Source organism: Paraburkholderia sp. RL17-337-BIB-A, assembly GCF_046025895.1.
In the GTDB taxonomy this organism is placed as follows: domain Bacteria; phylum Pseudomonadota; class Gammaproteobacteria; order Burkholderiales; family Burkholderiaceae; genus Paraburkholderia; species Paraburkholderia fungorum_C.
Map to the genome: position 1 here is coordinate 4,233,387 of NZ_JARESY010000001.1, position 18,229 is coordinate 4,251,615.

17 protein-coding genes are annotated in these 18,229 nt (G+C 56.7%); 10 read left to right on the forward strand and 7 right to left on the reverse strand.

The features are described from left to right. Positions 1–94 precede the first annotated feature (94 nt). Positions 95–799, reverse strand: coding sequence for a hypothetical protein (locus P0D84_RS18890; RefSeq protein WP_408338822.1), 705 nt, complete (start codon positions 797–799; stop codon positions 95–97). 829 nt (positions 800–1,628) lie between these two features. Between P0D84_RS18890 and P0D84_RS18895 the strand changes: the two genes are divergently transcribed. The 9 genes from P0D84_RS18895 to P0D84_RS18935 all read left to right on the forward strand — a co-directional run bounded on the left by P0D84_RS18895 (position 1,629) and on the right by P0D84_RS18935 (position 12,324). Beyond that, entirely contained in the window at positions 1,629–2,414 is a 786-nt protein-coding gene (locus P0D84_RS18895; RefSeq protein ID WP_408338824.1) for a LytR/AlgR family response regulator transcription factor, read from the forward strand. Between the two features lie 2 nt (positions 2,415–2,416). Next, positions 2,417–3,511 (forward strand): sensor histidine kinase, encoded by a 1,095-nt coding sequence (locus P0D84_RS18900; protein WP_408338826.1) that lies wholly within the window; start codon positions 2,417–2,419, stop codon positions 3,509–3,511. Continuing rightward, entirely contained in the window at positions 3,508–4,047 is a 540-nt protein-coding gene (locus tag P0D84_RS18905; RefSeq protein WP_408338828.1) for a hypothetical protein, read from the forward strand. The genes P0D84_RS18900 and P0D84_RS18905 overlap by 4 nt, the downstream gene beginning before the upstream one ends. Positions 4,048–4,268: 221 nt before the next feature. Continuing rightward, the gene (locus P0D84_RS18910) at positions 4,269–6,569 is read left to right on the forward strand and encodes a CHAT domain-containing protein (RefSeq protein ID WP_408338830.1); all 2,301 of its coding nucleotides are present in this window, start codon (positions 4,269–4,271) and stop codon (positions 6,567–6,569) included. 112 nt (positions 6,570–6,681) lie between these two features. Continuing rightward, positions 6,682–7,245 carry a hypothetical protein gene (locus tag P0D84_RS18915; RefSeq protein ID WP_408338832.1) on the forward strand — a complete coding sequence of 188 codons (564 nt, stop codon included), beginning with the start codon at positions 6,682–6,684 and terminating at the stop codon, positions 7,243–7,245. A 148-nt stretch (positions 7,246–7,393) separates the two neighbouring features. Then, a complete protein-coding gene (locus tag P0D84_RS18920; RefSeq protein WP_408338834.1) occupies positions 7,394–9,097 on the forward strand; it encodes an SEL1-like repeat protein in 1,704 nt (567 codons plus the stop codon). Positions 9,098–9,807: 710 nt separating this feature from the next. After that, positions 9,808–10,383, forward strand: coding sequence for a hypothetical protein (locus tag P0D84_RS18925; RefSeq protein WP_408338836.1), 576 nt, complete (start codon positions 9,808–9,810; stop codon positions 10,381–10,383). A gap of 293 nt (positions 10,384–10,676) precedes the next feature. After that, complete coding sequence (locus P0D84_RS18930; RefSeq protein WP_408338838.1) at positions 10,677–11,117, forward strand: hypothetical protein; 441 nt, start codon at positions 10,677–10,679, stop codon at positions 11,115–11,117. Between the two features lie 244 nt (positions 11,118–11,361). Continuing rightward, positions 11,362–12,324: a helix-turn-helix transcriptional regulator gene (locus P0D84_RS18935; RefSeq protein WP_408338840.1), complete on the forward strand. Its 963-nt coding sequence runs from the start codon at positions 11,362–11,364 to the stop codon at positions 12,322–12,324. Here the strand turns inward: P0D84_RS18935 and P0D84_RS18940 are convergent. The 6 genes from P0D84_RS18940 to P0D84_RS18965 all read right to left on the reverse strand — a co-directional run bounded on the left by P0D84_RS18940 (position 12,321) and on the right by P0D84_RS18965 (position 17,334). Then, complete coding sequence (locus tag P0D84_RS18940) at positions 12,321–13,100, reverse strand: alpha/beta fold hydrolase (RefSeq protein WP_408338842.1); 780 nt, start codon at positions 13,098–13,100, stop codon at positions 12,321–12,323. The genes P0D84_RS18935 and P0D84_RS18940 overlap by 4 nt on opposite strands. A gap of 27 nt (positions 13,101–13,127) precedes the next feature. Beyond that, a complete protein-coding gene (locus P0D84_RS18945; RefSeq protein ID WP_408338844.1) occupies positions 13,128–13,964 on the reverse strand; it encodes a hypothetical protein in 837 nt (278 codons plus the stop codon). 1,010 nt (positions 13,965–14,974) lie between these two features. Continuing rightward, on the reverse strand, positions 14,975–15,529 hold the full coding sequence (locus P0D84_RS18950) for an HAD domain-containing protein (protein WP_408338846.1): 555 nt from the start codon (positions 15,527–15,529) through the stop codon (positions 14,975–14,977). Between the two features lie 122 nt (positions 15,530–15,651). Continuing rightward, positions 15,652–16,032, reverse strand: coding sequence for a hypothetical protein (locus P0D84_RS18955; RefSeq protein ID WP_408338848.1), 381 nt, complete (start codon positions 16,030–16,032; stop codon positions 15,652–15,654). 33 nt (positions 16,033–16,065) lie between these two features. Then, positions 16,066–16,749: a hypothetical protein gene (locus P0D84_RS18960; protein WP_408338850.1), complete on the reverse strand. Its 684-nt coding sequence runs from the start codon at positions 16,747–16,749 to the stop codon at positions 16,066–16,068. A gap of 201 nt (positions 16,750–16,950) precedes the next feature. Beyond that, the gene (locus tag P0D84_RS18965; RefSeq protein WP_408338852.1) at positions 16,951–17,334 is read right to left on the reverse strand and encodes a hypothetical protein; all 384 of its coding nucleotides are present in this window, start codon (positions 17,332–17,334) and stop codon (positions 16,951–16,953) included. On the opposite strand from P0D84_RS18965, the gene P0D84_RS18970 reads away from it, so the two are divergent. After that, a complete protein-coding gene (locus P0D84_RS18970) occupies positions 17,333–17,866 on the forward strand; it encodes a helix-turn-helix domain-containing protein (RefSeq protein ID WP_408338854.1) in 534 nt (177 codons plus the stop codon). The two genes, P0D84_RS18965 and P0D84_RS18970, sit on opposite strands and share 2 nt — an antisense overlap. Positions 17,867–18,229 lie beyond the last annotated feature (363 nt).

Genomic DNA, 18,229 nt, shown 5'->3' on the forward strand with positions numbered 1-18,229 from the left:
GCCATGGCAACCCGGACAACCCGGCCGATTCCACACATGGTTGGGCAGAATCAAGCCGGATATTTCGACGTCCGAGCCGGGACTCCGGTCGACGCTAGTTGTTGTTCGAGAGCTTGTCCACCCAAGGCAACTGGTCGCCAGCGATTTTGGGCTGCCCCTCGATTTGGACAACGCGGGAATGGGTTGCCGCTGAAATCGACCGGACCGTATCCATAATCGTCTTGTTGACCCACTGCTCCGGGGTACCTACGAGGTCGCTGGCGAGACTCTGCGTAAGGCCGTTGAGGCCACCGGAATTTTTCTGGAACACTCCATAGACGTCTAGCTGGTAACCGCCCTTGTACTCATAGAGACAGTTGTAAAGGTTGAGATTGGTGTAGCCCGCAATCGTACGCGTCGCATGCGAGGTCCACACCGCACCGTCACACTTGGCCATACGCAGCGTCGTGCCGCCAGCGTTATTGGATGCCATCTGCAGGAATACACCCATTCCCGTTCCCTGGAGAGCCGCCGACATATCGACGAGCTGGAACCTTCCTGGCGCGGCCGGAGTGGGCGCGCCCATCATCAAGGGGCGATTCTGACGAACGCTGTTTGAATTCTGCGCCAGTCCGTCAGCCGCCGAGTTGATGACAGTGTCGATGTCTGCGGTCGTCTTGATGTCGAAGATATGGTACAGCTCAGTCGTCTCGCTGCGGTCTGCAAGGACCTGGTTAAGACCTCCGCACCCGGCGAGCGCAAGGCTCATTCCGGTCAAGGCCGATAGCCCGAGCAGCTTGGTTATTTTTCTGTTTGACATCTGATTCCCCGTGAATATAGCTATGCACGCGGACCAGCCCTCCGGGTCCGCGCTGTCTCATATACCCTCGGTAATTCACCGGAAGTACCTTTCGGATATCGGAGCACCGAGTGAAATCTTTAGTAAATACTTAAATTTTTTTTTGATTTCCGGCAGCGTTCGCGTGGCTGCAACCGAATCTCACCTCTGCAGGAGCAATCCAGCCTTTCGCGCTATCCCTTGTGGCAGATTAGAGTTCAACATTTCGTCGTAGCGCACCACAAACGTTGCAGTGGACATGCGTGGTGCATATCAGAGGCACGACTCCCACAAGCTGGTCAGTGCTTGAGAGAACGACCGGCGATATCCCTTCTTCTTCAAGCGCTAGCTCCATGAGACGGTCGAAATTAGTGGTAACGACGACACGGCAAGTGTCGCGGAATGGTGTCTCGACTTCGCGTCCGGTGTGACGGGCGAGGCCATAGTGCGACAAACACCCGACTACGTCCGACGAACTCAGGATACGAGAGGCGTCAAGCTCACCACTCATGTGACAGGAATCTGGGGAGCGTTGGAGTCGGCCCGCGTAGAGCTAAAGAAACCACGAAGGTTGCCGATATAGGTTGGCTAGAGCGACCGCAAGGGCTTGCAGCCACAAATGTGCCCGAGACCGTCAGGCCCTCGAATGCTCATGGGTACGGCGTTCGTCGCCGTTAGCACCCATTCGTCGCCCGTGGTGCCCGTTCGTCACACTGGCATGGTGAGAAAAATACCGAAAGATAGACTTCCGCTATATCTGCGCGGTCAGTCAACGCAGGCTTGTCAATAAAGAGATTCCAGGTCCCTCACCATGCCCACAGCCATCATCGCCGACGACGAACCTCACATGCGTGAAATGCTGCGCGACAAGCTCAATATGCTCTGGCCGGAGCTTGAGATTCTTGCAGAAGCCGGCGATGGACCTTCGGCGCTGGTGGAAATCGAAACGCGCCGCCCAGATATGGCGTTTTTGGATATCCGTATGCCTGGCTTATCCGGTCTCGAGGTTGCCCGCGGCGTGACGGTACAGAGCCGGATAGTCTTCGTGACCGCGTACGATACGCATGCAGTAGAGGCATTCGAGGCGAGTGCGCTGGACTACATCCTCAAGCCAGTCGAGACTGCCCGCCTCGCAACTATGATAGGGAAACTCCGCAAATCACTCGACACCGACGCTCACCTCTCCATGCATCAACTCACGGAGGCGCTGTCCAGACTGGGAGTGCATGCTCTGGGTGCCGTGCCGTCCCGGTCCGCGAATGACGCAAACGCACCCAGACTTGAGTGGCTGCAGGTGGCGATTGGTCAACGCGTTCACATGGTACATGTCGATGACGTGTGCTATTTCGAGTCGGACACCAAGTATACGCGCGTCGTCAGTGACGACACAGAAGGCTTGATTCGGGTGTCATTGAAGGAATTGCTGGACCGTCTCGACAGCCAACAATTCCTTCAGACCCACCGCAGTGCGGTGGTCAATCGCAGATTCATTCGCGCGGTTCATCGCGAGGGCGAGTCAATGGAAATTGAATTGCGGGGTCGACGCGAACGAATCAAAATTTCGGTGGCCAATCATCACCTTTTCAAGGCGATGTAAGCATGGCCATGATGAAGTTAAGCCACGTTGGCTGGGTAACCACGGCGGTTACATTGTCTGGCACGCTTGCCGGGATGGAACTGTGGTCGTCCTCAATGGAGGGCGGAATCGGTAGCCGAGGCGTATTGACTGGGGTCGCGTTGACTCTTGCGGTCCTTGCCTTGACCGTTGGCCTGACCCGCTCGTCCACCCCGCTAAGCGCCTCCATTTACGCAACGCTGCGCGCTGCAGTGGAACTGTTGCTCGGCGCGGGACTTCTTTTCGGGCTTGTGACCATCGCGGTACTCGCACTCCCGTTTCCCATTAGTTTCCGGCTATTTCATGGCAATTCGGCAACGGATTGGATTGTCTTTGCGCTGGTCGGGCTTGGCCTCCTCGTCGCCCTACGGAGCTGGCACCGCTATAGCGAGCAGAAATCCCGTGCGATGCGCTCAGAACTCAAGGCGGCCGAAGCCCTCACGGCGGTCGCCCAGCACGAAAGAGAGCTCGCGCTCTCGCAGTTGATGCTCCTGCGCGCTCAGGTCGAGCCGCACTTTCTCTGGAACACGCTTGCGCATCTGCAATTCCTGATTCAGAAGAGTCCGGGCGAGGCAAACCACATGATTGCCCATTTAATTAGATACTTGCGAGCCGCCGTACCGCAAATGAGAGGCGATTCCACCACGCTGGGTTCAGAGTTCGATTCGGCAGCGGCTTATCTGGAATTGATGAAAATTCGCATGGGTGCACGGTTGACTTTGTTGATTGAAATTCCGCCTGCGCTTCGGAATATTCCGTTTGCCCCCCTGCTGATTCAAACGTTGGTGGAGAATGCAATCAAACACGGAGTCGAGCCGAAGGTGGGGCCTGTGTCGGTCTCACTCAAGGCGCGAACGGATGAGAACGCGGTCGACGGGGTCGTGGTAGAGGTCATCGACAATGGTGTTGGACTGCAGGAGTCACCGCCAACTCGAGGGACCGGCTTCGGTCTTCGTAGCGTGCGGGAGCGCATCAGGCTCCTGTACGGCGCCGGGGCGAGCCTTCAGGTGGCCCAGGCGCACGGCGGCGGAGTAATTGCGCGCATGGTTGTGCCGATGACGCACAACGGAATCGCATGATTCGCATCAAGCTTTTCCGTCCCGACTGGGTCGCACGGTCGCTTCGAATTTCATTGGGACTTGCCGTCTGCGGGATGTCTCTTGCCTTTACGGCAGCTCAACCCGCAGCAATCGATGAGCCCGCGAGCCAACTTCTGCTTCGCCTTATCCAATATGACGAAGTGCTGGATGACCGGCTGCCCCCGGCCGTCGCCGTCTGCGTCGATGCCACCGTGCGCCAGCAGGGCGTGACTATCGCGTCGCCCGGCAAGGACGACGTGCCGCAGCCTGCCCTGAATCGCATTCGCGATGCCGCAGAGACTTGTTCGATTGCGTCCACGGATGAACCGACCCGACTGGTCGGCGAAATACGCGCCTCGCTGCAACAACAACTACTCGTCCGAGCGGCGGCGCTTGAGCCGGTTCGTCATTGCCTATCCCAGACAGCTGGTCTGGGTGTACTGCATAGCTGCCTCACGAACGCAATCGGCGTGGCGCCTACCGCTGACGAGTGGCAGCACTGGGTGGCCATCTACATGAAACATGACAAGCCATGAACCGCTTCAGGTGTCACCCAACACGAGTTCACGCTACCCGTGCACCATCACGAGCACGACGAATCCTGGTATTTGCCGGGTTGGCGGCACTTTTCCCATTTCGCTCGAGCTTTAGCCAAGCGGCCGTCGGCACGTCTGAGGACATTTCGCAACAACTTGGAGAGTTGGTTGGGCCTGCGATGCTCCTGCTCCAGAAGAGAGAGCCTGCTGAGGCATATCCGATGCTGGCACAAGCTCACGCCCTGGTCGAAGAACGGCCCGAGGTTCGCTGGCCATGGCGGTTGAGCGTGAACCTCTACTACGGATACACGCTCCTCTCTCTTGGTCGCAACGCGGATGCACTCAACGTTCTCGAACAGGCTAGGGCTGCCGACGCGCGGTTACGCAGCGAGCGCGTTGAGCCTTTCTATGGCTATCTGCAGATGCACGACGACGCCTTGGGCAAAGAACTGTTCAAGAGCTTCAGGCTACAGTTGGCTGGAGCAATCTCTCAAAGTTTGCTTGCTACACCTCAGTTAATGGGCGATGAGCTATTCCGGCGCTTCAAGCAACAAGGTGCAATCGCCCAAGCCATGCTGGGCACGCCGCAGGTCCACACCATTAGCGACCTGATTGCTGAAAGCAACGTAAATACCGCCGAAATCCCGCTCATGCTTGCACGCGCGTATGTGGCGTGTGGCAAGCCGGAGTCCGTCGCGCAGCTCTATCAGGATAGTACGGCCGGGGTGCGCCTTCCTTCGTCTGCCGACGCCAATGCCCGCCTTGCGGCCGAGCATCGCTTCTTCCAGTTTGGCGTACTCCTCGCGCGTGCGGGACAACGGCAATTGGCCGATGAGGCGTTTCACAAAGCATTGAATCTGGGCTTTGAGCGGCAGCAAGGCATGGTCGCACGGGTGCCAAGCTATCACGCTCAACTCGCTGGATTTTCCCTTAGTCGGGACATGATGGCGGTCAGGCTCGGATTCAGACTATCTGGACCCGATAGCAGGATTCTTCCGGCAAACGTGTCCGAGGAAATTGTCGCACTCGTAATCCAGAACAAGGGCCTTGGTCTTCGCTACGCGGAGCGGGCAAATCTGTTGCTCGAAACTTCCTCAGACTCCGAAACCGCCCAGGTTCGGCAGTGCCTGCGCGAGATAGACGACCAGATGATGGCGCTTGAGCCCACAAATAGTGGGCTCGCCAATTTGTTCAAGCTGACGATGCAGCAGGGCTTTGCCATGCAGCAGGCGATGCCGGAACTTCGCGCACGTGGACTCGGCGACATTATTGTACCTGGTAGCACGTTGTTGCCCCAGGTTCGCACCGCATTGAACGGCGATGTGGCGATTGGTTACGCGCAATACGTCACCGGGCTCACGGAAGGTAACGGAAGCCTGACATCGAAGCGCTATTTGCGGTATTGCATCTCAAACACAATAATCGAAGTCCGCGACGTCGGCGCCTGCGACCACATCGACCGCGCGGTATTTGCCATGCGGCGTGCAATACTGGCCAACAGCGACTGGACTGAGCAGGGGCGCTTCCTTGCGCAGCATCTGCTCGGGGAACTCCCCGCCACAGTCGAACGGAATACCCAATGGGTCATTGACCCCGACGGTCCCATCACCTTGGTGCCATTTGAGGTGCTGCCTGATAACAAAGGGCAACTACAACTTCTTCATCGCTCAATCCGATATGTAACGTCACTCGCGCAACTCACTATAAAGCGCGCCAGTAAGGTAGCGACTGCGCGCGCCTGCATTGTCGCTAACCCAACGTACGCGCCACCTTCCGGGAACATCTCAGATAACGGTGCGCCCTCGGATGGATGGCGCCTGTCCGCAGGTATCTTTGCGCGTAGCGAAATTGACGTTCCGCCTTTACCGGAGACGGCAGATGAGGCACACGCGGTGCAAGGTAGTCTCGCCCGCATAGGAATCGCGTCAACTTCGTTTGAACGGGCAGATGCAACCCGCGACGCTTTATTGAATTTGCGCTCATCCCCCCCGGTCCTTCACGTTGCCAGTCACGCAGTGATTCTCGACAACAAAGCACTTGCGGACGCGAGCGACACGGAGCACGACCCATTGAGTGAAGCCGTCTTTGACATGCTCTTCCCGGGGCGTCGCGCAGCCTTGGTTTTAGCGGGCACAGCGGGACCTGAAGTTCTCTTTGCCAACGACATCGCACAATTGTCGCTCGACCAAACACAACTGGCCGTTCTTTCCGGTTGCGACACCGGTAACGGGGACATTGACATCGGAGAAGGCGTGGCGAGCCTGCGCCGCGCGCTGGAAAGCGCCGGCGCAGCAGGCACCGTAACGTCACTGTGGCCCGTGCCGAGCCATGCAACCGTCGAACTGATGGCGACGTTTTACAACGCGCTATCGCGCGGGCTTAAGAAGGGCGAAGCGCTAAGGCTGGCAAAACTTTCATTACGCGAAACGGGGCATCCAGTGTCCGCCTGGGCAGGATTTTTGCTCGCGGGAGATGATACTCCGTTGCGCGTTGACGCCATTCCAAATGGTATTGCGAGGTAGAACCAACAGCATTTGCAGAAGGAACCGCCGCGCATCCGAGATGCGCGCGACTAATGAACGGCTTGCCGTCCTATTTTGAAATAGAAATCCACTCACTACGGGGAATTAAAAAATGCGAAGTCTTGTTCAAGCAATTGTTATCAGCGCTGTGACCACGTGGGGCGCCAACTGCTATGCTGCATCGGTCGCCGCACCCATGGGAATCGAGGTAGGCAAAACCACGTGCGACCAAGTGGAAGCCAAACTGAACGGTACGCAAGGTGTAAGCGGTAACAAGGACCAGTCCTCCTGGTCGAAAGGGACCATGTTCGTTCTCGACAAGGTAGATGGTTTTGGTGTGGACGGTCTGCAGAAGATGTTAATAGTCTGCGGGCCATCAAACGTCACGATGCTGGTCGAGATGACATTCAACAAGGGAGGAATGGGTAATCCAGCGGTTCAGTCGACAGCCCATCAACTTGATAGCAAATACTCTCCGGTGCGCAAGAATCTTCCTGAACTTGCCGATGGTTCCGCCCTCTGGAAAGCGCCCAATGCATCAATTGAACTCCAATACGCGTTTATGAATTTCAGTTTCGACGTGGATTACTGGTCACCGGGCGCTGAGGTCAGTTATAAGAAATGGGTTACCGCTCAGCAGAAGGAATCGGCGCAGAAAAAGACGAATCAGCTTTGATGTGTTGCTCGAAAAATGAGACGTAGGAATTACCATCTTGAACGTCATTCGAAAGGTCATCGGACGTCGGGGCTGGTCCGAGATGCAAATTTTGCGCGTTAAGTGATGGGTTCCACTTGTTAGACTCTGCCTTTTCAGAAATCTCCTAATGACAATCAAATTTTCGACGACCTTCCTTTATGCTGTCGTAGCAAGTGCAATTTCGGTTCCCGCCTATGCAGACTTCGATAAAGCGTTGTCTGACTATAAAAAAGGGGACTACAAAACTGCGTTTAATGAATTTCTTGACACCGGGATGCAAGGTGATGCTAGAGCCCAGGCCGTTCTTGGGCAAATGTATTCCGACGGCGAGGGCACTCCTCAAAACTCTCAGGAAGCTCTCAACTGGTTCCTGAAGTCAGCTGCGCAAGGAAACGCTGACGCCCAGACACACCTTGGGCTGATGTATGCCCAAGGCTACGGTGTTCCTCAAAGCAATCAAAAAGGCTTCGAATGGCTCCGAAAAGCTGCCGAGCAGGGAAACGCTGATGCGGAGTACAACATCGGGTTAATGTACTCCCAGGGCCTAGGTGTTTCTCAAAATTTTGAGGAAGCAGTCAACTGGTTTCGAAAGGCCGCCGGGCAGGGCAATGCGGGCGCCCAGTACAGTCTTGCGCTGATGTTCACAAACGGTAGTGGTGTCCTTCAAGATTACCAGGAAGCCGCTAGTTGGTATCGGAAGGCTGCCGAGCAAGGTTATGCCGATGCTCAAACCAATCTTGGCAACTTATATCAAAATGGCCGAGGCGTTTCGCAAAACTATCAGGAGGCACTCAACTGGTATCGAAAGGCTGCTGAGCAAGGCAGTGCTATCGCGGAGAACAACATCGGCTCAATGTATTACGATGGCCAGGGCGTCTCCCAAAACTATCAGGAGGCGCTCAACTGGCTTCGGAAGGCTGCCGAGAAAGGAAACGCTGAGGCAGAGCGTAACATTGGCTCGATGTATCGCAATGGCCAAGGTGTTCCACAAAACTACCGGGAAGCCGTCGACTGGCTTCAGAAGGCCGCTGGGCAAGCTCAAGTTAATGCTCAAAACTCTCTCGGCCAGTTATATTTCTACGGCCAAGGTGTTCCACGAAACTACAACGAGGCCCTCAGCTGGTTTCGGAAAGCCGCCGGGCAAGGTGATGCTGATGCCGAGAAAAATCTGGGCATCATGTATCGGGATGGCAATGGCGTTCCGCAGAACTATGAGGAAGCCCTCCGCTGGTTTCGGAAGGCCGCCGGGCAAGGTAGTGCGGCTGCTCAGTTCTGTCTAGGCGAGATGTTCGACCACGGTAGTGGTGTCCCACAAAACTATCCGGAAGCCGCTAACTGGTATCGACAGGCCGCCGAGCAAGGCGATGCTGATGCTCAGACCAATCTGGCCATCCTGTATGATGATGGCCGAGGCGTTCCGCAAAACTACCAGGAAGCCGCTAACTGGTATCGACAGGCCGCCGAGCAAGGTGATGCTCTTGCACAGAGCAATCTTGGCTTCATGTATTTGAAGGGTCAAGGTGTTCCTGAAAACGACAGTGTAGCCGTCCTCTGGTTTCGAAAGGCCGCCGAGCAAGGTCACGGGGTTGCCCAGTACGACCTTGGCGTGTTGTATAACAGTGGTCAGGCCGTAAGGCAAGACAAGGTCATTGCTTACACACTATTCAATCTGGCGTCTGCAACTGGCGACGAATCCGCCATTCACAGCAAATCGCAATTAGCAAATGAATTGACAACGGCGCAAGTCGAGGAAGGTCAGACACTATCGTCAGCTTGGAATGTTGGTACACCATTGCCGACAAAGAGTCGCACCTGGAGGGCAAGACGTTAAGTCGAGACGCGCTCAAAAATGCAGGAAGGGGACTGGAGAAGGCAGCGTCGCTTCGGTTCGCGCTTCCTTCGGCATGAGAATACGCTTTTGGAAAAACTGGGAGCTTGTAGGGCAAGCCTCGACCAGCCGACGACGACAATACATCTCTTCGTCGGCTGAAGGTCAAGTCATGTCGATGAACTTCCACAGAACAGTTGCATCGCGAGAACGTGACCGAACGCAGAGTTTGCCGCTCATTGCGTGCTTGCATCTAGCCGTCGCCCGGACATGGCTCAGAGCGAGTACGGCATCTCGCTCGGCCAGTTCATGGTCAGTTTGACCAGGCGCTCGAACAGAGGAACCGACTACGAAGTATCGAGCGCCTACCATATTCCCACCGACATCAGCAATCGCCATGCGCCCCTGTCCGAAGGCACTGCTTTCGAGTGTCGATGTTCATCCGGAATATCGCGAGGCGCCGCGCGCCCATGCACCCGAAAATGTCCTTGATTTTCGCTCGTCCTTTTGACCTGCGCGCGGATTGTGCATCCCGGCCGGCGTTTCCGTCGACTGAGTCATCGGTCGTGAGGGGCTGTCTAACTGTCGAAATGCCTTACTCACGACGCAAAGTCTTGAGTCGAAATCCTGTCGCTCCTAGCAAATCATCACCTATAAAAAACGCTATACGAATGGAAGTCCTTCAAGATAGGACGGCGATGGAGAGAGAACGAATGAGCAAGATTGATATACATCGTCGATGTGGGAACTTCGGTACGTTGGTGCCTCTTTGGCTTTTTAAGCCCGGACCGCGCAAGCTGGGAAAATTGGGGGAAAACACGCCAGTTCTCACATGCTCAGCACCAGCTTCTATAACGGACCTCTTGGCCAGCGGCCAAGAGGAGGCTTGCCTAACCTTTGGGTCTTATGAGTTCGCCGCAAGCGTTTTCATTCGACTGCGGGTTAGAGATGTAGAACTTTATTGGCTGGTTGACATCTCTGACCCGGAAGTCTGGGAAGCCATCGACATGTGGAAAACAGCAGGACGCGTTCCCATACTGTTCGACACTGGCTGCGCAGGCCAGGAATGTCCCACGTTTGGCACATTTGATTTGCCGCCGAATACTGACCCTTTCGAATATCACGGGTGGTTTGGCAAGGGAGAGGAGCCGGACGCTTTCATCTGGGATGGAATGGTGGCATTGGCGGAGGGCGGTCCCTTGCAGTCCGACGAAATTTCCGAACTTCCGGTGGTTCCATTTCGAGCCTCCTTCACTATGGTCGTGCTCACGCAGCGCTGGCAAAAGTAACTGAATGAACGGAGCGCTAGTGAGTTTTAGGATGTTTAAGTGGGGAATCGTTCGATACGTCGTCGTCGGCGGCTCGTCATAACGGTCAAGCGTGACCTGCTTGCGTGCCGCGGTCGCCTTCAGGTTATCCAGGTCGCGGCGTAGCTGGAGACGCCTGGCATTGCTAATCGGTGCAAATTCAAGAGTGTGCAACGGTGCTTTTCCATTCTGTCCTCCGGGAGTTGGTTACAGGGCCACGCCCGGTAGAGCCCGCGGCGCTATACGCCCTTGGACTTATCTCTCTTGAGGAAAAGATGAAGCTTCTTCACGGCACCGACGCGGTATTCGAGCGGTTCAGCATGGACCACAGTGCGCGCCCCGGCATCTCCGGCAACAGCTTTCTCGGTGTCTGGCTGGCTGTCCAGCCAGACCTCGCGCTACGCTATGGCGAACGCTGCCTCGAGGTCGACGCGGATGTCGGCAACGCATACGCGATGCCCCTGAGCGAGCTGGCGGCGCTGAATAGCCGGTGCAGACAGGAATGCGCCGACCTGTTCGACGAGCGGGCGATTCGCGAGCTGGAGCGCGAGTTTTACACGAAGGTTCGCAAACAGCTGCTGGCCGATGGCTGCGACACCATCGAGGTGAAGGAACTGCGTAGCAGGGTCGACATCGTCATCACACTGGACCCGCAACGCCTGACGATTCTCGACGCCCGCTCCCGGGAAGATATGGCGGAACCGGCGAGGCAATAGAGGCGCATCAATTCTCCCGGACTGGTCACTACCCAGTCCGGGTCTTCTTCACCGCAGTCCGAAGTCGGGCTAGGAAGTTTCAGGTCCGCTTTCTGATGTCTGTCACTTCTAATTCAATACTCCATCCGTGACAGCTAAGTGTAATTACCACGTGAATAATCCGCACATGCGGCTATATTTCATCGATGTGAAACGCCCCACGATTGGCGAAATCGTCCACGAACAATAAGCAGGGAGCGAAGGTGTGGATGAGTTCAATGCGTTGGTAGTGGGCCTTTACCAATGTGCGCATGAAGTGCCATTCGCACAGTTTCAGGAAAGGGCGCTGCTCCTGCTTAAAGCGTCCTTGCCATTTGATGTCGCCAGGTGGGGCACCGGGCGCTTCGACGACCACGGCCTCGTATTCCATGCGCCCTATCTTTACAACGATTCACCGGAAAGCCTGCAAGACTACGAGCCCGTCCGTCACCATGACAAGGTCGCGTTCCATTGCTCGACGCACTCGGGTGTGACGCTTAACTGCTATTTGCCTGACCTTTGCCACGACGCGCCGGAACTGGAGAGATACGCTCATCGTTACCGGCATGAACACGGCCTCGTTACCGGCTTGAAAAATCCCGCAACAGGACTGGCGGCTTCCATCTCGCTGTATGGCGCCTATGAGCGAAGACCATTCACAGAAGCCGAGCGCAGCCTCATGCAAACGGTCTTTCCGCACCTGCTCGAGGCCTTGAAAATCAGTCAACGACTTGAAGCTGAGCGTATCCGGCAGCTCGATGACAGCAGGTGGAGCGTGGCAGTGGTCGACCGGGGCGGCCTCTTCTGCTTTGCCGAAGCGCAATTTACGACAACGCTCGACATGGAATGGCCCGGCACGTCGTCCGGCTCTCTACCGCGCGAGCTGTTTCGAACGCTGCAGGATGCGCCCTGCAAGCCTTTCTACGGCCGCAGGATTGTAGTCGCGCCTTTTCCGACCAGGAGCCTGATGTTCCTGAAGTGCCGGGCCCGGGAACCGGTCGACAATCTGACCCACCGCGAACGCGAAGTTGCTGAACTGGTTGCCGCCGGCCTCACGCACAAGGAAGTAGCAAAGGCGCTGCACATCGCACCGTCTACGGTGAACAACCATCTTCACACAATTCATGAGCGGATAGGCGCGCGCAACAATGCGGAGTTGGTCGCCCAGCTACGGTACGCACGTTTTTAGGTCCGTCCCGGCAGCCACAGGTGAGGTGGCGTCTCAAGATGGACGAAATGACCGGCGTTCAGCTGACGCGACGTTGCCTGCGGGAAATATCGCTTCCAGGCGACTGCCTCCTGCGCGGCGTCGACCAGCACATCGTGCACGCCAAACACCAGGCCCACTGGTCCTCTCACCGTCGTCCGGACGGTGAGCGCCCGACCGGCCCAGTAATCCAGCAGGATTGTCCGCAGCGTATTGATGTCGAGCCACGGCTCCCGCTCTATCAGCGAGAGGAACCAGCGCCGGCGCTCATGAGACTCGGGGCCCCAATACACATCAAGAAATCCTGGGACCTCGAGTATCCGCTCAACCAGTGTCCAGAACGAGTCGAAGCTGTTCTGTTCACGGTTGCTCACCAGCGCGTCGCGCAGGCTCCCGCGGTCCGGCGCGAGGTACGTCAGGTGCTCACCGACTCGCGTCAGCGCGTCTGCAGGATTGAAGACAGGCGCAAGAAGCGTTATCGACCCGATTCGCTCCGGCATCAGCATGGCGAGGTAGAGCGCTAGGTGAGCGCCAAAGGAATGCGCGAGCAGATTGATTTTGCCTCCCCCGCGACTGGCCAGGTGTTCTGCCTCAAGCGCGACGTCATCGAGCAGCGCCTGGTAGGGCCGCGCGAACAGCACCTCGCAGCGAGGCTGGTCCCACCAGACCACCGGCAGCGTCTCACCGTACAGCGCCCGCTCCACGATGGCCGATAGGCCCGGCCCGCCATGCAGGAATAGCGTCGTTGCCTGTTTCACACGGTCCTCCCATTTACGACAATTTATTCAATTGCACGGGATACCGTAGACCAGACTTGGGCAATAACCCACCTGCCCTGCGCCTCCTGCCGAAGAAGCAGCATCGGCGGCCTGGATACCCCACGGGTCGCTGGAGCCGGAAATTGCGCCTGTAGCGTTAATAGCCGCTCCATCTGGAGTCTGGTCAAACTGAAGCCAGGCAGAGGATGTCTCCGGCGGCGAATAATCGTCGCTTACCCATGAGGTGACGCTGGTTGTTGCTCTCGCAAACGCCTCTCCAAGCTTGTCTGCCACGCGCGACCTGCTGAGGTCCGTAAGAAACGCTGTGATGTGGTTTGATGTGTTTTCTCCGACGACGCCGGTGTATTTTGCAAGGAGATTGTCGAAGTAGTTGGCGGAAACGTTTGACACAAAGAACTGCACGGTCTCCTTCCATTGGACCCGGGTATCGGCATCAAGACTTCCGAAAACACTGGCATTCTGCAGTATCGCACCCTCGGCTGTGCCGAACAGCAGACCCGTCGCGACTGCAGCAGCCCCTGCTACGGCGAGGGGCGCGAACGCCAATACTTCACCGGCGATTATCGCGGCCCCGCCATATTTGATGAACGTGCCCGCGGATTCGTGCACATGGTTGGCGAGGTTTTCCGCCATGCCCTTCAAATCAAGGTCGGCTGCCGAGAAATCCGCGATGCTCGCTGCGCGTATCACCGCGCCGGGCGTAACGAGTAGCTTGCGTGTTGCAGTCTGGAGCGTCAAACCGGCCGCCTGAAACGAGCTGTATAGTATCGCCTCTAGCACATCGATTTGCTCCGCGGTCATCGAGATTGTGCCCAGGCCGAGAGGACCAAACAGGAACTGCATCCGACCCAGGTATCCACTCCCGGACCTTGGCATTACCTTCGTTGCAGAGGCCTGGCTGAGCCGCATCTTCAATGCAACAGTCTCACGTATCATGGTTCCCGCTAGATACGGACTGTGCTGCAGCGCCGAAATTGTCACTTGTCGGGTAGCCACTGTCGACGTAACGCCAGCTCTTGAACGCGCGACCGTGACTGTTGCGCTTCCTGCATTCCAAGCCGAATCGGATGTCATGTATGGAGGCACCGGAACGGCCAGCGTGGTGCTATCGACCACAGCTGGCTTGACTGCCCGCTTCAGGTTGCTCCAGCTCGCCTCAAAGCTATCGCCCGCCTGGACGGCTGGCACGGTTACCTGGAGGCTTGAGAAGGGCGCTGCGTCAGTTTGAGCGTTCGTAGCCGGGGCCGCGGACGCATTTGTGCCGCCCTCTGTTCCGCCGTCTGTTCCGCCTCCGCCCCCACAGCCGGGAAGAACCGGGATTAATGCGAGCCCGCCTGCAATCCTTAGCATCTGCCTGCGGCGAATGTTTAACAGGTCCATGTGCGCCTCCGCTCCGATAGATTGAAACCCGTTGAGCAGCGATTCAGCAGCTGTTCTCCTCAACGAATTCACTGCATTTATCGGTCGAGCCGCAGGTTTGTACCATAGTAAAAATTCACTATGCCGCCGGCTCCCGGGCAGACAACCAGATGGAAAATCGAGGCGGCAGCGCCTTACGCGGTGCGGCGGTACAGTCCGCCACAGCGCGGCTAGGCGCCCCACTATTGAGACGCCTCTATTCCTTTGCGTTACGAATCTGTTAGCTAGGGAACAAGTCCATTGCTACTCGTCGCTTACTGGCGCTACTACTGCCATCAACGCATCGATTGTAAAAGGGGTTGGTGTTTCCGGGCTCGAGGCCACCAAGGCGTTAGAGCAGCTGAGTATTTAAGGGCTGGGTTGGATACCGGATGCCTCGTTCAACGCAGGGCCACCGCCTTTTCGCGCTGTGCGGTGGAAGCTCTCTTCTGCAGTCAAGCGTTTGCCCCGTGCACCTCAATCAACCAATCAGTAATTCGCCGCTGAGCTTCCGGGGCGCTAACTCCCAGCTGACTATCGAGCAACACAAGATGTTGCTCGAGGTTGAGGAAGTCCGTGCTCAGATGATGCGAGCCGAATACCGAATCGTCGAGAGCAAGCCAGTGTTTCAACTTATGCTCAAACACGTACGACCGAATGATGTACGTTCGAGCAGAGCCGTCTTGCAGATAACCGAACCTGGCCTTGTATCCGCGCGTCGAACCAACGACACGCATCGCCAATTGCTTTGGCAAATATGAAACGACTGTCTCGAGCGGTAGCTTGTATAACCACGAGGTGGTCAGGACGATTTCAACCCGTGGATACGGTTCGAGCAGACCTGCAAGCAAAGGAGCGAATTCGAAGGGGGCGTTGCCAGTGTCGAGCGAAATACTGCCGCTGACATCCAGGAGTCCTCGACCCCGGTGAAGCGTTCCATCGAAGTCAACGAAAAGAGTCGGTGTCGGTTCGTCCAGCACCAGTGCCGTCGGTTTTGAGTCATTGCTCATGGTTCGGCCTCAGACAATAGCTTGAGTTATATGAAGCGGTCGGCTCGAGAGACACCGCGGTATCCGATGGCGCCAGGGTCAGTTCGAAGCGTTGCGTTGGTTGCCGTGATGTTGCATCCCTTTCAATCCGCCTTCCGGCACATTGCACGACACCGTTCGAGTTCCCTGCTCAGCGAGTCTATTTCCATCTGCATGCCAGCAGCTCGTTTCAGTAGCTGTCCCACTGCATGCCAATATTCGTAACCCAAATCGCCCCCTTCGAGGCCTAGCCGGTGAAACGTGCGAAGCGCAATCTCCAGGTCAATATCGGTACCCGAGTTCATCTCATTTCCCTCTTTCGATGCGCAACGGTCGCGTTCCGCGATAGGCTTGCATCCGAACAAAATCCCTTCATTCAAGTACCTCTTTTTGATGCGCAGCATGACCAAGCTGAGTACGAACGCGACTGCTGGCACGACCAGAAGTGCGGAGTTACTGAGGGCGAACGTCAGGAGTTCCTTCATGGCCGGCAGACGTTAGAACCTGAGGTCTCGTAGTTACGGAAACAGTCGCGCATATTGTTCCGCATAGTTCGCGGCTTCCGCTACTACTGGCTTGACATCTTCGGCTGATAGCCGCTGGAGCGGCGTAGCGCCGTCCAGCGACTCAATCGGTGTCATGAAGAAGTCGAACATGGTCCACGAGTCGATTTTGCCCAGACCACGTATGACTTTTCTGAAGTCATCACGGAAAATCATGGGCGAGAGGAAGAACGCCGGGCAATAGGCGTCGGGACCAAAGTAGACACGGAACATGCGATTTGAGGCGACATACTTATCCAGCGTCTTTTCCGTGATGCCGGCGGCATTGCAAAAGTCGTGGGTCCGAAGCACTTTGCCTTGAAGCACAAGAGCGTAGCGCTCGGAGTTCGCTTTATTAGCCGCCGGCAAAGGCTCATGTCCTAGTGTCCCCTTCGACGCACGTTTGACGCGCTTGCGAAGAGTCTCTCCTTCCTCTCGAAGCGCAGGTAGGTCAATTCCGAACACCATGGCTGTGCCCGTGACTTCACAGAGATGATTTTTGAACATTTGGCCCAGCACCGCATCGGGGATTTGCAGCAGCGTTTCTACGACCTTCGGGTCGCACAAGATGGCCGCGACGACAGCGCGCCGGATGATATGTTGCACCCATTCGTCATTGAGCGATGTTTCGTTCGTTGTAGCACGCGTAGCGCGCGGCATGGTCATTCCTTACTTAAGCGAGACCGTCGGGGCCTGCATGGTCTCCAAGCTGCGCCTTCGAATTTGCTGCAGTATCTCTGCCGCTCCCTGTCGCCGCAGGACTAAACCGAGCTCCGCCCCCCTGACTTCTGACGTAGGTCACGTCCTTCCGAGATGCGCGCGTTCAGCTGCCGGCAGCAGATTTCGACTCTCGCTTCGTACTCAGCGGCTTTCGAAGCTCATTACTTTCACCAACCGTGGTCTCTCAACACGCCGACCGAACGCGACAGGCGAACACCGTCTCGTCTCCCCGTCGGCGGTCGAATACCAGTAGTTCACGACGTCCGTATCTTTGCCCTCTGCCTCCTGCCACAACCCGCTTACTCGGCAGAGCGTGACGGAAGCGTCAGCTTCATTGCGAGCCAACAGGTGAACCGAAAAGCTGACATCGCCAAGTTGAAGTACCAGTTGAATCAGCGCCTCGGCACCGTCCACCACCCAACCATCCGCGCTCGCGCAGTCCGCACCGCGAGAGGAGGCCACGACAAAGAAGTTCGGCGTGAGGTCCGTCCATCCAACGCAGCGCCACGCAAGAAGTGGCTGCATGAGCCTCTTCTTTATGGGATGCGGCTCTTCCCAACTGCTGTCAGTAAATAGCATCAAGTCAACCGAAAAAACATTTAAGGTTGCAACAAGTCAACCGCGAGAGCTGCTCTTTGGGGGCCTGACCGGATGCCGGGGCGCCGACGCCTCGCCATTGACCGTGTTCACGTATAAACCGCGATATGCGATTTTCGCATATGCGATTTTCGCATATGCGATTTTGGCATATACGGATTTGGACTGCAAGCTGTCTGCCTTGTGCCAGTTCGGTCCGACCGTGGAAAAATCTATCTACACACAACAATACGGCCTTTTTCTCGCCACTCTCCGAGCGGCAAGGGAGTCCGCAGGCATCCCGCAGAGCGAGCTAGCCGCGAGGCTTGACGTCGACCAACCGTTTGTCAGTAAATGCGAGAGCGGACAGCGCCGGCTCGACTTTATTGAAGTTCGAGAGTGGTGCGCCGCACTAGGAATCACGCTGAACGAACTCACCGTGAGCTTCGAAGAAACTATCGCTCGCACGCAAAAGAAGTGAGAGGAGCTTCGCAACACATCTCGAAGAGCGCCTGACTGGTGCAACATGCGCCTCAAACCCCGTCGTTGGAAACATTGCTGGTGTTGGTTCATCGGCCCCGCACCAATTTGTCTGAATACTTTGAGTGGTCGGCGCTGACATAAGGGCATCCCCTGTCCACGACCTCAGGGCCCGCACCGCAAGGGGGCGGGCACCCGCTTATCAGCGGTTCCGAGAAGACGTGTTGCTCAACGCTGCTGCAACGTTGGGCAACGTTGGGTATTGACCAGAAGTGTTTATACGCCGCCTCGAAACCACGCGCGACCGCGCGCCGGTCATCTCGCCCTGAGTCCAACAGACGTTGCCATAAGGGGTTGGGGCCGA